12 protein-coding genes are annotated in these 13,235 nt (G+C 75.4%); 5 read left to right on the forward strand and 7 right to left on the reverse strand.

Annotated elements, in window-relative coordinates:
- Window positions 1-72: 72 nt before the first annotated feature.
- Complete coding sequence (locus tag ACFVXH_RS17025; protein WP_380743081.1) at window positions 73-1,617, reverse strand: ATP-dependent DNA ligase; 1,545 nt, start codon at window positions 1,615-1,617, stop codon at window positions 73-75.
- Between the two features lie 329 nt (window positions 1,618-1,946).
- Between ACFVXH_RS17025 and ACFVXH_RS17030 the strand changes: the two genes are divergently transcribed.
- From ACFVXH_RS17030 to ACFVXH_RS17040, 3 genes are all read left to right on the forward strand, one after another.
- Window positions 1,947-2,426, forward strand: coding sequence for a GNAT family N-acetyltransferase (locus ACFVXH_RS17030; RefSeq protein ID WP_049661127.1), 480 nt, complete (start codon window positions 1,947-1,949; stop codon window positions 2,424-2,426).
- Window positions 2,427-2,541: 115 nt separating this feature from the next.
- Window positions 2,542-3,579 (forward strand): CAP domain-containing protein, encoded by a 1,038-nt coding sequence (locus tag ACFVXH_RS17035; RefSeq protein ID WP_387824304.1) that lies wholly within the window; start codon window positions 2,542-2,544, stop codon window positions 3,577-3,579.
- Window positions 3,580-3,844: 265 nt separating this feature from the next.
- Window positions 3,845-5,425, forward strand: a complete 1,581-nt coding sequence (locus ACFVXH_RS17040; protein WP_387824307.1) for a sigma-70 family RNA polymerase sigma factor — start codon at window positions 3,845-3,847, stop codon at window positions 5,423-5,425.
- 14 nt (window positions 5,426-5,439) lie between these two features.
- Here ACFVXH_RS17040 and ACFVXH_RS17045 read toward each other — a convergent pair whose 3' ends face one another.
- From ACFVXH_RS17045 to ACFVXH_RS17055, 3 genes are all read right to left on the reverse strand, one after another.
- Window positions 5,440-5,676: a hypothetical protein gene (locus ACFVXH_RS17045; RefSeq protein ID WP_049659354.1), complete on the reverse strand. Its 237-nt coding sequence runs from the start codon at window positions 5,674-5,676 to the stop codon at window positions 5,440-5,442.
- Window positions 5,677-5,736: 60 nt separating this feature from the next.
- On the reverse strand, window positions 5,737-6,243 hold the full coding sequence (locus tag ACFVXH_RS17050) for an NUDIX hydrolase (protein WP_074003825.1): 507 nt from the start codon (window positions 6,241-6,243) through the stop codon (window positions 5,737-5,739).
- A 171-nt stretch (window positions 6,244-6,414) separates the two neighbouring features.
- Window positions 6,415-7,929 carry a M1 family metallopeptidase gene (locus tag ACFVXH_RS17055; protein ID WP_387824310.1) on the reverse strand — a complete coding sequence of 505 codons (1,515 nt, stop codon included), beginning with the start codon at window positions 7,927-7,929 and terminating at the stop codon, window positions 6,415-6,417.
- Window positions 7,930-8,387: 458 nt separating this feature from the next.
- Here ACFVXH_RS17055 and ACFVXH_RS17060 point away from each other — a divergent pair, with 458 nt between their 5' ends.
- Window positions 8,388-9,272: a carbohydrate kinase gene (locus ACFVXH_RS17060; protein WP_387824313.1), complete on the forward strand. Its 885-nt coding sequence runs from the start codon at window positions 8,388-8,390 to the stop codon at window positions 9,270-9,272.
- A 63-nt stretch (window positions 9,273-9,335) separates the two neighbouring features.
- Here the strand turns inward: ACFVXH_RS17060 and ACFVXH_RS17065 are convergent, their stop codons facing one another.
- Window positions 9,336-9,863: a GNAT family N-acetyltransferase gene (locus ACFVXH_RS17065; protein ID WP_387824316.1), complete on the reverse strand. Its 528-nt coding sequence runs from the start codon at window positions 9,861-9,863 to the stop codon at window positions 9,336-9,338.
- Window positions 9,864-10,103: 240 nt separating this feature from the next.
- Here ACFVXH_RS17065 and ACFVXH_RS17070 point away from each other — a divergent pair, with 240 nt between their 5' ends.
- Window positions 10,104-11,054 carry a polysaccharide deacetylase family protein gene (locus ACFVXH_RS17070; protein ID WP_387824319.1) on the forward strand — a complete coding sequence of 317 codons (951 nt, stop codon included), beginning with the start codon at window positions 10,104-10,106 and terminating at the stop codon, window positions 11,052-11,054.
- 49 nt (window positions 11,055-11,103) lie between these two features.
- On the opposite strand, the gene ACFVXH_RS17075 is transcribed toward ACFVXH_RS17070, so the two are convergent.
- Both ACFVXH_RS17075 and ACFVXH_RS17080 read right to left on the reverse strand, forming a co-directional pair.
- A complete protein-coding gene (locus ACFVXH_RS17075; RefSeq protein WP_049657121.1) occupies window positions 11,104-11,535 on the reverse strand; it encodes a YchJ family protein in 432 nt (143 codons plus the stop codon).
- Between the two features lie 119 nt (window positions 11,536-11,654).
- Window positions 11,655-13,199 carry an FAD-dependent monooxygenase gene (locus ACFVXH_RS17080; RefSeq protein WP_074003619.1) on the reverse strand — a complete coding sequence of 515 codons (1,545 nt, stop codon included), beginning with the start codon at window positions 13,197-13,199 and terminating at the stop codon, window positions 11,655-11,657.
- Between the last annotated feature and the right edge of the window lie 36 nt (window positions 13,200-13,235).

The raw sequence follows: 13,235 nt of genomic DNA on the forward strand, positions 1-13,235 counted from the left end.
TCACCCCAACAAGCCTGTACCGTACGGTGGTTCAAGCCCTCCGGGTGCTGCCCGTAGCCGCCCGCTCCCGGCTCAGAGCCCCTCGGCGGCGGCGATCTCCCGCACGGTCGCGACGGTGTCCGCCTCGGCTGCGTCCTTGTCCGGCCGGTAGCGCACCACCCGGGCGAACCGCAGGGCGAGCCCGGCCGGATAGCGGGAGCTGCGCTGCACCCCGTCGAAGGCGATCTCGACGACCAGTTCCGGCCGGACCCGCACCGTCCAGGCGTCCCGTCCGGTCTCCCGGGCCAGCAGTTCGACGGTCTGCCGGGCGAGCGTCTCGTCGGTCAGGCCCTTGAAGGTCTTGCCGAGCATCACCCACGGGCCCAGCCCCGGCTCGCCCGCCGCCCGGGCGCCCAGGTGCAGGTTGCTGAGGAAGCCGCGCCGCCGCCCGCTGCCCCACTCGGCGGCCAGCACCACCAGGTCCAGGGTGTGCCGGGGCTTCACCTTGATCCAGCCCGCGCCGCGCCGCCCGGCCGCGTACGGGGCCGACGGGTCCTTCACCAGCACGCCCTCGTGCCCGAGCGCCAGCGTGTCGCGGAAGAAGGCCAGCGCCCGGTCGCGGTCCCCGGTCTCGGTGCGGGCCACCCGCAGGCCGTCCGGCACCGCCCCGGCCAGCGCCGCCCAGCGCTCCCGGCCGGGACGGTCCACCAGGTCCTCGCCGTCCCGGTGCAGCAGGTCGAAGAAGTAGGCGTCGAGCGGGACCTCGGCGCGCAGCCGGTCCGGGTCCCGCCGGGAGGCGGTGCGCGCGGCGGTCTCCTGGAACGGGCGCGGCCGGCCGTCCGGACCGAGCGCGATCGCCTCGCCGTCCAGCACCGCCGAACGCAGCGGCAGCGCCAGCGCGGCCTCGACCACCTCGGGGACGCGGGCGGCGATGTCCTCCAGGCCGCGGGTGAACACCGCGACCTCCCCGCCCTCCCGGTGCACCTGCACCCGGATGCCGTCCAGCTTCCACTCCAGCGCGGCCGGACCGGTGCGCTCCAGCGCCGTCGCCACGTCCGGCGCCGAGGCGGCCAGCATCGGCCGTACCGCCCGTCCCACCTCCAGACGGAACGCCGCCAGCGCCGTCTCCCCGCCGGTCAGCGCCGCCTCCGCCACCGCGCGCGCTGACCCCCGGAACATCAGCGCCCGCCGCACCGCCGCCGACGGCACCCCCGCCGCCCGCGCCACCGCGTCCCCGACCACCGAGTCCAGCGCCCCCTGCCGCAGGTCCCCGACCAGCACCGCCCGCAGGAACCCCTGCTCCTCCGCCGTCGCCCGCGCGAACAGCCCGTGCAGCAGCCGCCGCCGCTCCGCCTGCGCCCCGGCCCCGTGCACCCCCGCGATCCGCTCCAGCTCCCGTTCCACCTCCCGCACCCCGAGCGAGGCCTCCACCGCGGGCCCGGGCAAACCCCGCAAGGCCGCCGGCCCGATCCCGGTCCGCAACCGCTGCGACTCCCCGGACAGCAACGCCACCGCCGCCGCCCCCTCCAGCGGCCCCAGCCCCCGCAGACACCCGGCCAACAACCCCGTCTTCGCCCGCCGCCCCGCCTCCGCCGCCACCTCCCGCGACACCGACGCCAAGCTCGACAACCCCGCCACACCACCACCTCCACCCCCCTCAGCATCCGCCCCCACCCCCACCCCCGCACCCGAGCACCCGCGCAGCCGTCGCCCAGCCGGGCCCGGCCCGGCCCCCGTGTCCACCCGCTCGCGCGCCCGGCGGGCCGGTGTCCGAGGCCGCCCCTGCCCCCGCCCCGGGCGGGTTGGGCTGATCGGGGTGGTGCTGCGTCCGGGGGTCCTGGCCGGGGAGGCAAGGCGCCGGAGTGGCGTAGCGGGTACGTGCTCTTGGCCGGGGCGGTGATCCGCGGCGGGGCGACGGGGCGTCATGCTGGGTGGCTCGTACCGCCCCCTGAGTGATGGAGACCGAGATGAACGACACCTCCACGGCCCGTTGGAGCGTCGGCGTGCCCGAGGCCGGTGACTACCCGGCCTGGCGTGAACTCTTCCGTGGGTACTGCGAGTTCTACCGGGTGCCGATTCCGGAGGAGAAGGCCGAGCTGGTGTGGTCCTGGGTGATGGATCCGGGGCACGAGGTGGCGGGGCTGCTGGTCCGGGACGGGGAGGGGCGGCCGGTCGGGCTGGCGCACTACCGGCCGTTCTCGCGGCCGTTGCACGGGGCGGTCGGGTGCTTCCTGGACGATCTGTTCGTGGCGCCGGAGGTCCGCGGCGGCGGGGCGGTGGACGCGTTGTTGGGCCGGCTGCGGGAAATCGCGGCGGAACGCGGGTGGAACACCGTCCGCTGGATCACCTCTGAAGACAATTACCGGGCCCGTGGAAAATATGACAAGGTCGCCAATCAGACCAGGTTCATCACCTACGACATGGCTCCGGAGGCACCGGCCGGCTGAGACCGCGGCCTGGCCCCCGGACATTCGTTCGGAATTTCTGTTATCGGCGCCCCGCCGGGAGGTCTCCCATGTGTCGACACCCGACCAGTCGACCCGGAACAGAAAGCGTGGCCACGTGAACAGCGACGACAGGACGACCATCCTCCCGGCGAGCGGGGGCGGCGCCGGCAGCGACAGCGGGCACGGGGCCCGCGGCCGCTCCGGTGGCCGGGCGGCGCGGCGGGCTGCCGAGCGGCACGCCGGCCGGGGCCGCCGGGCGCGGCGGGGCGGCGGGATCGTGCCGGTGACCGCGGTCGTCGTCGCCGTGGCCGGGACGGGGCTGTTCGCCGCGCTGGCCGGCGCGGGCTACGCGGCGTACGGCGGCAAGCAGACCGACCGCGACATGGCGGGCCAGTCGCTGGCCGCCGACATGCTGATCTCGGCGGAGCTGGGCACGCACGACGGCATCCAGGTGCCCGGCGCCGGGGGGACGAACCCGGACGTTCCGCTGCCGGCCACCCCCACCGCCGCCGACCCGGCGGCCACCCAGGGCGCCTCCGCCACGCCGACCGCTCCGGCCTCCCCGACGGCTTCGGCCGCCGCCTCCCCGACGGCCGTCCCCACTCCCACGGCCTCCGCCGTCAAGGCGACCCCGACCGCCGCCGGTGCCTCCACCGCCGGCCAGGGCACCGCCAAGCGGGGCATCCCGGGGATGCCGGGGGGCGGCAGCTTCCCGGGGAGCGGGGGCATGCCGGGGGGCGGGGGCGTGCCGGCCGGCGGAGGCGCGGCCCCGTCGTACGCCCAGCAGGTCGTCGACCTGGTCAACGTCGAGCGCAGTAAGGCCGGCTGCGGGCCGGTCAGCGCCGAGCCCCGGCTGACGAGTGCGGCCCAGTCGCACAGCGACGACATGGCCGACCGCAACTACTTCGACCACGCCAGCCCCGAGGGCAAGCACGCCGACTACCGGATCGAGGCCGCCGGGTACAGCTGGAGCACCTGGGGCGAGAACATCGCCCGCGGCCAGAAGGACCCGGCCGCCGTGATGGACTCCTGGATGAACAGCCCCGGCCACCGGGCCAACATCCTGAACTGCGCGTTCAAGCAGCTCGGCGTGGGCGTGCGGACCGGCAACAACGGCCCGTGGTGGACCCAGGTGTTCGCCTCCCCGGCGTGAACCGGCCCTGAACCGGCCCTGAACCGGCCCTGAACCGGCCCTGAACCGACCCTGGTCCGGCCCCCGTTCGGCCCCGCTCCGACCGTGGTCCACGCCTGATCGTCCCGGCTTCCGCTCCTGCCCAGGCCCGGTCTGACCCTCAGACCGGGCCCGCCGATCCGGGCCGATTTTCCGATTCCGTGCACATTGTTGTTATCTGATCACTCCCCACGGGTCTCCGAGGAGGCAGCGGCGGACGGATACACGGCAACACGGAGTGCGGACCATGAACGCTGAGGTGCAGAACAGGACCGGGACCACCCTGGTGCTCGCGGCGCAGGCAGGTGACCGGCAGGCCCGGGAGGCGCTGGTCGCCGCCTGGCTGCCGCTCGTCTACAACGTGGCCGGCCGCGCCCTCGGCGGCCACGCCGACGTGGACGACGTCGCGCAGGAGACCATGATCCGGGCCCTGGACGGCCTGGACGGGCTCCGCGACCCGGAGTCCTTCCGGTCCTGGCTGGTCGCCATCACCATGAACCAGGTGCGCCGTCGGCACGCCGCCGGTCAGCAGCAGCCGACCGTCGGCGGCCTGGACGAGACCTGGGAGGTCGCCGACCCCCGGGCCGACTTCACCGACCTCACCATCCTGCGCCTCGGCCTGTCCGGCCAGCGCCGCGAGGTGGCCGAGGCCACCCGCTGGCTGGACCCCGACGACCGCGAGCTGCTCGCCCTCTGGTGGCTGGAGGCCGCCGGCGATCTGACCCGCGCCGAACTCGCCGAGGCCCTCGACCTGAGCCCGCAGCACACCGCCGTGCGCGTGCAGCGGATGAAGAAGCAGCTCGAAGCGGGCCGCATCGTCGTCCGCGCGCTCTGCGCCTACCCCCGCTGCCCCGGACTGACCGAGCTCACCGCGGGCTTCGACGGCACCCCGAACTCGGTCTGGCGCAAGCGCATCGCCCGTCACATCCGGGACTGCGCGGACTGCGGCGGCCTCGGCCGGGACCTGTTCCCGGCCGAAGGACTGCTGGCCGGCCTCGCCCTGGTGCCGATCCCGCTCGGCTCGCCCGTGCTGCTGCACTTCCAGCACACGGCGGCCGCCGTCGCCTCCTCGGCCGCCACCGGAGCGGGCTCGGGCGCGGGAGCCGGGGCCTCTACCGGTACCGGCGCGCACGCGGCGGCGGGAGGGCACGGCGGCTGGGCCGGCACCGCGGCCCGCAAGGCCGTCCTGGTGAGCGGCGCGGCCGCGGCGGTCGCCGTGACCACCCTCGCCCTGGTATGGCCGCAGGCCGGCGAGCCGCCGCGGCCGACGGCACCCGAGCCCACCGCCCCGGCCGCGGCCCAGGACGTCCCGACGGCCGCCGCCGCACCCGCCGCCACCGCCCCGACACCGGTGCCGACCCCGCTGCCCGCGGAGAGCCCGACGCCCACGGCGACGGCCACACCGACCGCGACCCGCACCGCCATCGCGACACCGCAGCCCAACCCGGAGCGCCAGCTGGTGGACCTGGTCAACGCCGAACGCGCCAGGGCCGGCTGCGCCCCGCTGCGGATCGACCCCCGGCTGCACGGCTCGGCCCAGAAGCACGCGGACGACATGGCCACCCGCGGCTTCTTCGACCACGTCAACCCGGACGGCGTCCGGACCGAGGCCCGGATCACCGCCGCCGGCTACCGCTGGTCCCAGTGGGGCGAGAACCTCGACCGGGGCCCGACCACCCCGGCCGCCGTCTTCGCCCGCTGGATGGACGGCGGGATCCACCAGTCCAACATGCTCGACTGCGGATTCAAGGACATCGGCGTCGGCTTCGCCACCAACGCGGCCGGCACCCCCTACTGGACCCAGGACCTCGGAGCCCCGATGTCCTGAACCATGGACGGGGACTACGCCGGAGTGGCCGCCACCAGGCCGTTCGCCGACCCGGTCACGTAGCCCGTGGCATCCCCGAGGACGCCGCCCGCGTCACCGACCTGCCCGGGCACCAGGTCCGGAGCGCTGCTCAGCGGCCCGGGCAGTCCCTCCTGCCCGCCCACGGCACTGGCGTGCGCGCTCGGCGCGGTGAGGGAGGCCACGACACCGACGGCGATCGAGGCGACGGCAAGCATGCTGCGCTTCTTCATGGCCGGTCCAACGACGCTGCGCCGGAAGGGTTACGGCGCGGCGTGCCCGAGCTGCGGTCCTCAGTGATGCCAGGGCAGCTGAACCGGATCAGTGGGGACACGCCCGGCCACCAGCTCGGCCGCCAACCCGGCCAGGCCGAGCGGGTAGACCGTCTCGCCGGTGGCCGCGAGGTCGGTGACGGACCACCAGCGATGGCCGGCGTGGTACGTGCGCTCGTTCGCCTCCTGGCCGCTGACGTCGACCTGGTGGCCCGTGACGCGAAGCCGGAAGAAGACGTCCCGGAAGATCCCTTCGGCCCAGCCGACATCCGCGTATCCGGAGGTCTCCGCGACGGCTGACCGCAAGGCCTCCGGCTCCACGGACAGGCCGGTCTCCTCGCGAAGCTCGCGGGCTGCCGCCTCTGCCAGGGTCTCCCCGTCCTCGACACCACCGCCGGGCGTGCACCATCCGTGACCGCTCTCGGGAGCGTCCGGGTCGACATGGAACTTCAGCAGGAGCAGGCGGTCCAGCTCGTCGATCAACAGGACACGGGCGGATTCGCGGCGGTAGCTTCCCTGATCGGACATGCCGGCAGCGTAACCCTGGACGGCCCGCGAGCCGACCGGGACTCTGCCGGGCGGCGGGCGGGCCGTGGGAACCACCATGGCCCCACCCGCCCCTGCCGGTCAGGGGCGTGCGAGCCGCGACCGGACGCACGGCGGCGCGCCGGGCGTGCACCAGCAGTCCCAGCCGCGCCGTCAGAGCGTTCCGGAGCCCCGCGCCACCGCTGGCCCGCCCGCCTCCGCGGCCCCACCCTCCCAGAGCGACGCCCCGGGAACCGGCGCCCCGGGAGCCCCCGGAGCCGCCCCCGCCAGGCCCACCGGGCCCACCACCCAGTCCGGGTGACCGGGCATCGGCGGCGTCCGCAGCCCGTACAGCCAGTCGTCGAGGAAGCCCCGCAGGTCCTGGCCGGACACCGACGAGGCCGTCCGCACGTAGTCCTCGGTGGTGGCGTTCCCGGACCGGTAGGTGCGCAGGAACGCCCGCTCGATCCGGTCGAAGGCCGCCGCCCCGACCTTCTCCCGGAGCGCGAACAGCACCAGCGCGCCGCCCGTGTACCGCTGGCTGTCGAAGAGGTCGGCGGCGGTGGGGGAGGCGACCGGCCCGGAGTCGTGCCGCCACTGGTCGCCCAGCCCGTAGAGGTAGCGCATCCGGTCGGTCAGCGTGGTGTGGCCCCAGGCGTCCGGCCATCCGCGCTCGTAGCGGTACACCAGTCCGTAGAAGTCGGCGTGGCCCTCGTTGAGCCAGAGGTCGGACCACCTGGCGGGGGAGACGCTGTTGCCGAACCAGGAGTGGACCAGCTCGTGCATCATGTGCGAGCCGATCGCCGGTTCCGCCTGCCGCAGGAAGTTCGGCTTGTAGAGGGTGAGCGTCTGGGTCTCCAGGCCGGTGAAGGCGAACGCGGCCGGATCGTCCGTGTTGGCCGGCAGGAGCCCGTACGTCTCGAACGGGAAGGGCCCCAGGTGCGCTTCGGCCCAGGCGAGCTGGCCGGGGGTGAGGGCGAGCGCGGGTTCCAGTTCGGCGGCGCGCGCGGTTGGTACGACGTCGCGCAGCGGCAGGCCGTGCGGGCCGGTGCGCTCGCGCACGGTGTAGTCGCCGACCGAGATCTGGACCAGCTCGGTGGCCATCGGCTCGCGGGACACGTACCGGCGGGTGGTGCGGCCGTCGCCGCGCCGTTCGGTGGCCGTCAACTCGCCGTTGGCGACGCCGCGGAGAGCGTCCGGGGTGGTCACGGAGATGGTGAACCGGGCCTTGTCGCTGGGGTGGTCGTTGCACGGGAAGACGGTGTGCGCGCTGTTCGGCTGGCCGGCCACCGCGAAGCCGTCCGGGGTGGGGACCCAGCCGGTGTGCGGCAGCGCGGCGCGCGGGTCGGCGGTGTACTCGACGGTCAGCCGGGCGACGGCGCCCGGGCGGAACGGCCTGGCCGGAGTGACCGTCAGCTTCTCGTCGTGGGCGGTGAAGCCCGCCGGCCGCCCGTCGACCCGGACGGCGCGCACGGCCAGGCCGAGCGCGTCCAGGTCCAGCCGGGCCAGCGTGCGGTCGGGCCGGACGGTGAGCACGGCCGTGCCGTCCACCGTCCGGGGCCCGTCCCGGTAGTCGAAGGCCAGGTCGTACCCGAGCACCCGGTACCCGGTGTTCCCGAGCGAGGGGAAGACCGGATCGCCCAGCCCGTCGGCGGCGCCGGCCGTCGGCACGCTCGCGGACAGCAGCACCGCGCTGAGCGCGAGTGACGGGACGAGCCGGGCACGGGGCCTGAAGGGCCTGAAGGGCCTGAGGAGGCCGAGGGGCCTGGACAAGGGTGATCACCGCACTTCACGAGCGGGAGCGGAGGCGGAGCCCCCGGGGCGGGGAGAGCCTGGCCCACGGATGCTAGTGGACCGTCGGGCCGGCGCGGGCGCGATCGGTGCGGTCCGCCGGCGCGGCGTGGTGCGACGGCGGACCACGGTCCGGCGACACACCGTGTCCCCCGGACGGCCCACGGTGATGGCGCGGCGCCCGTACGCGGTCTAACGTCAGGAGTGCATCGTCCCCTGACGGACGAGCCACGGCCGTCGGAAAACCTGGCCAGGTCCGGCGGCCGTACTTTCCTGCCCGGGCGCCGTGCGTCCGGACGCACCCCGTAGGCTTGGCGGTCGAGACGACGCCCGCGTACCGGATGCCAGGAGCCGCCGTGACCAGCCCAGCCTCGCCCGTTCTGGTGATCGGCGAGTGCGTCGCCGACATCGTCCGAACGAGTGACGTCCCGGACCGGGTGCACCCCGGCGGCAGCCCCGCGAACGTCGCGTACGGCCTCGCCCGGCTGGGCCGACCGGCCACCCTGCTCACCGAGCTGGGGCCGGACGCCAACGGCCGGCTGATCCGGCGGCACCTGGAGTCGGCGGGGGTGCGGGTCCGGGCCGCCGAGGTCGCCCGGACGCCCTCGGCGGTGGTGGAGCTGGACGGGCAGGGGCGGGCCCGCTACACCTTCGACATCCACTGGACGCTCCCGCCCACCGAACTCGCCGAGCCGCCCGCCGCGATCCACCTCGGTTCGATCGCCGCGGTGACCGAGCCCGGCGCGGGTTCGGTGCTGGCACTGGTGGAGCGCTGGCGCGGGCACGCGCGGATCAGCTACGACCCGAACGTGCGCCCGGCGCTGATGGGCGACCGGGCCGGGGCCGTCCGCCGGGTCGAGCGCTGGGTGGCGCTGAGCGACCTGGTCAAGGTCAGCGACGAGGACCTGGACTGGCTCTACCCGGGCGAGCGGCCCGAGGCGGTCGCCGAGCGCTGGCTGGCCCTCGGCCCGGCCGTGGTCGCGGTCACCCTCGGCGCCGAGGGCGCGTTCGCCCGCACCGCCGGGGGCGGACGCGCCGAGGCCGCGGCCCTCCCGGTGCCGGTCGCGGACACGGTCGGCGCCGGCGACGCCTTCATGGCCGCCTTCCTGCACGCCCACGCGTCCGGCGCCGACCTCGGGGCCTGCCTCACCCGGGCGGTGACGGCGGCGGCGCTGACCGTCGCGCGCCCGGGCGCCAACCCGCCCTCGGCGGCCGAACTCGCGGCCGCCCTGACGGACTGACCGGAGCCCTCCCGGCGCGTCGGCGCGGTGTGAACCCGGTCCGTTCCCTCCGGGCCGCCGCCGCTACTCGACGGGGGCGAGGTCCTTGCCGTACCAGACCTGGGCGTACGGCCCGCTGCTGTAGGCGGGGATCTCCCGGTACCCGTTGCGCAGGTAGAGCGCGCGGGCCTCGACCAGGTCGAGGCGGGTGTCGAGGACGATCCGTTCGGTGCCCAGGGAGCGGGCGGCCCGGTCGACGGCGGCCAGCAGCACGGCGCCGCCGCCGGTGCCGCGCAGGCCGGGTCGGACGAAGACCCGGGTGAGTTCGACGGTGGCGGCGTCGAGTCGGCGCAGGCCGGCGCAGGAGTGGGCGGCGCCGTCGTGGCGGCCGATCAGGAAGTGGCCGTCCGGGGCGGCGAGGTCGTCGCTGGGGGAGTCGGCCAGGCCGGACTCCAGCTCCTCGGGGGTGCCCTCCCGGTCGAAGTGCAGGCGGTAGTAGCGGTTGGCCACGTCGTAGTAGTACTCGCGCAGCAGGTCCAGGGCCTCGGGGGCGGTCACATCGGCCGTGGTGACGGTCCAGAGGTCGGAACGGCGGGGCGCGGTGTTCGTCATGCGCGCATGATCCGATTCGGGGGCCGTCGCCGCAATCGGTTTTCCCGGCGGCCCCACCCGGCCCGCTCCGCCCCGGCCGTCGACCGGCGGTCACCCGGTCGCCCCGCCGCCCGGGCAAAGGAACGGCAAGGACCCGGTGCGTCGTTGCCCCGCACGGGTGACGCGGGGATTGGCGGTGGTGCACGGCAGGGGAGCAGTGCACCCATGAACAGACCATCAGTTTGTCGTAATAATGGGGGTTTGAGGGGAAGCCAGCACCACCGGGGCGGTGTACGGACCGGCCTGCTGGCCGCCGTCTGCCTCTCCGCCGTCCTCGCCGGCTGCGCCGCTCCCGCCGGGCCGAAGGCCGCCCCGGCCCCCGAGGCGAACACGGCGCCCGAGGCGAACACGGCGCCCGAGGCGAACGCGGCGCCCGCCGCTCCGGACGCCGACCACGCCGGCGCCCCGCCCCTGGCGGAGGACGCGAACGGCGCCGAGGCCGTGGCCCGTCAGGAGGCGGCCGCCCAGCACTGGGGCCTGGAGCGCCCGCCGCTGAAGGCCCCGCCGCGTCCGGCGACCAAGCCCGAGCTCACCCCGGTGCAGGGCGTCAAGCTCGCCGACGGCCGCCCGCCCGTCGTCTTCCGGGTGCCGACCGACGACAAGGTGGTCTTCCTGACCGTCGACGACGGTGACGAGAAGGACCCCGAGTTCTCCCGGATGGCCGCGGACCTGGGCATCCCGCTCAGCACCTACGTCTCCGACTACCTCGCCCGCGAGAACTACGGCTACTTCCGCGACCTGCACGCCCAGGGCGTGGAGATCAACAACCACACGATCAACCACCGCAACCTGAAGGTGCTGGACTACGACACCCAGCGCGAGGAGATCTGCACCCAGCAGGACCAGCTGGAGAAGCAGATCGGCGTCCGCCCCCGGCTGTTCCGGCCGCCGTACGGTGAGTACAACGACGACACCCTGCGCGCGGCGGCCTCCTGCGGGGTGCAGGCGGTGCCGATGTGGAACGAGGAGGCCTTCCCGGACCACATGGAGTGGCGCTACGACGACCGGAAGCTGCACCCGGGCGACATCATCCTGACCCACTTCCGGGGCACCGACATCTGGAAGGCCTCGATGCCGGACCTGCTGCGCAAGGTCGTCAACGACGTCACCGCGCAGGGCTTCGCACTGGCCCGGCTGGACGACTACCTGTAGCGGCGGCCCGGAGCGGCCACCCGACCGCAACCGCCGCGGGTCGGGTGGCTCAGCCGAGCGAGAGGGCGTCCAGGTACACCCAGGCGCCCTCGTGCCGCACGAAGCGGCTGTTCTCGCTGAGCACGCCCTCCTCGCCGCCCTCCGTCCAGTGTGCCCGGAAGGCGACGGTGCCCTGCGCGTGGAAGGCGCCGCCCTCGGTGGTGTCGACCACCTCCAGCCCGGTCCAGCGCAGCCCCGGGTCGAAGTCGACCTCGGCCGGCCGGGTGTCCGGGTGCCAGGTGCGCAGCAGGTACGCCTCGTCCTGCGCGGCGAAGGCGCTGAACCGGGAGCGCATCAGGGACTCGGCGGTGGTGGCCGCCGCCTGGCCCCGGTGCAGCCGGCCGCAGCAGTCGCCGTAGGCGGCGGGCAGGCCGCACGGGCAGGGGGACGAGGGCAGCAGCCGGGGCGCGGCGGCGCGGGGCGCGGAACGACGTCGGGACATGCCGCCATTCTCCCCCACCCGTCCGGCGCCTCCCCGGCGGCCCCGCGGACGGGGGGTACGGGCCCGTCCGCGTCGTCGTGGAACCCGTCGCCGGGGAGCTCGTCCGCGGGTGCCCGTCCTCAGGAGGAGGCGGCGCCGAACCAGGTGCGCAGCGCCCGGGCCAGCCCCTCCCGGTCCGCCCGGTCGGGCCCGGTCGCCCAGGCGACGTAGCCGTCCGGGCGCAGCAGCAGGGCGCCGGCCGGCGGCTGCGGGCAGTCGGCCGTGACGAGGTCGACCCGGTCCTTCCAGCCCGCCGCCGGGTCCGCGAGGCCGAGCCGGCCGCCGGTGAGGTCGACGATCAACGGGCGTCCGGTGCGGGCGAGTTCGGCGATCCGGGTGGGGCCGTTCGGGGTGGTCGTCGCGAGCTCCGGCACGAACCGACCGGCCAGCGGGTGCGGGCAGCCGACGTCGTGGCGGACGTCGCTGCCGGCCATCAGCGCGGCGATCCGGCCGAGGTTGTCCGGGTGCGCCAGCAGCTCGTCGAACAGGGCGCGCACCGCGGTGGTCCCGGGGCCGGGGGCCATCAGGGCGGTCTGGGCCTGGGAGTGCATGAACACCCGCTCGCCGACCGGGCGGCGCTCGTTCTGGTAGCTGTCCAGCAGGCCGGGCGGGGCCCAGCCGTGCAGGTCGGCGGCGAGCTTCCAGCCGAGGTTGGCGGCGTCCTGGAGGCCGAGGTTGAGGCCCGGGCCGCCGGTCGCGGCGTGCACGTGGGCGGCGTCGCCGACGAGCAGGACCCGGCCGTCGCGGTAGCGCTCGGCGAGCCGGGTGTTGTGGCCGACGGTGCGGCGCGGGGTGAACGGTCCGGCGGTACGGGCCGGGGCGAGCGGCAGGTCGGCGCCGGTCACCCGGCGGACGCTGGCGCGCAGCTCGTCCAGGGTCAGCGGGGTCCGCTGGTCCACCGGCGGGCCGCCCCACTCCATCGTGGCGATCATGACGGCGTCCGGGCCGAACGGGGAGATGACGAACACGCCGTGGTCGGTGCGGGTGTGGGTGAAGACGCGGAACGGGGTCGGGCAGCCGGGCAGCAGGACGTCGCCGTTGTCGGTGGTGCGCACCCCCTCGGGCGGCAGCACGTGCGCGATGCGGGAGACGGGGTCGGGCGAGGTGACGCCGGGGAAGCCGATCCCGGCGAGCTTGCGGACGGTGCTGCGGCCGCCGTCCGCGCCGACCAGGTAGCGGGCGCGCAACTGTCCGGCGCCGTCGGGTCCTCGGACGTCGACGGTCACCCCGGTCGGGTCCTGGCGCAGGCCGGTGACCTCGCGGTCGCGGCGCACGGTGACGCCCAGGTCGAGGAGGCGCTCCTCCAGTACCTCCTCGATCCGGTGCTGGGGTACGGGCACGGCGTGCAGCGGGTTCCGGTCGAGCCGGTGCAGTTCCAGCGGGAAGGCGCCGAACACGAAGCGCGGCACGGGCCGCGGCGCGCCCGGGACGCCGCTGAGCGGCTGGTACAGGCCGCGGTGGTCGAGCAGCCGGAGCACCTGGCCGACCAGCCCGTTGGCCTTCTGCTCGCCCGAGCGCGCGGGCAGCCGGTCCAGGACCACCGGCCGGATTCCGGCCAGCGCCAGTTCGCCGGCCAGGAACAGCCCGACCGGGCCGGCGCCGACGATGACGACATCGCTGTTCATCTCAAGTCCCCGTTCATGTCGAATCCCCCTCGGATG

The organism is Kitasatospora sp. NPDC058184, from assembly GCF_042883725.1.
GTDB lineage: Bacteria > Actinomycetota > Actinomycetes > Streptomycetales > Streptomycetaceae > Kitasatospora.

Excerpts from the sequence above, each read along its gene's own strand:
- ACFVXH_RS17030 (WP_049661127.1), top strand. The coding sequence starts at position 1,947 with ATGAACGACACCTCCACGGCCCGTTGGAGCGTCGGCGTGCCCGAGGCC.
- ACFVXH_RS17040 (WP_387824307.1), top strand. The coding sequence starts at position 3,845 with ATGAACGCTGAGGTGCAGAACAGGACCGGGACCACCCTGGTGCTCGCG.
- ACFVXH_RS17045 (WP_049659354.1), bottom strand. The coding sequence starts at position 5,676 with ATGAAGAAGCGCAGCATGCTTGCCGTCGCCTCGATCGCCGTCGGTGTC.
- ACFVXH_RS17050 (WP_074003825.1), bottom strand. The coding sequence starts at position 6,243 with ATGTCCGATCAGGGAAGCTACCGCCGCGAATCCGCCCGTGTCCTGTTG.
- ACFVXH_RS17065 (WP_387824316.1), bottom strand. The coding sequence starts at position 9,863 with ATGACGAACACCGCGCCCCGCCGTTCCGACCTCTGGACCGTCACCACG.
- ACFVXH_RS17075 (WP_049657121.1), bottom strand. The coding sequence starts at position 11,535 with ATGTCCCGACGTCGTTCCGCGCCCCGCGCCGCCGCGCCCCGGCTGCTG.
- ACFVXH_RS17080 (WP_074003619.1), bottom strand. The coding sequence starts at position 13,199 with ATGAACAGCGATGTCGTCATCGTCGGCGCCGGCCCGGTCGGGCTGTTC.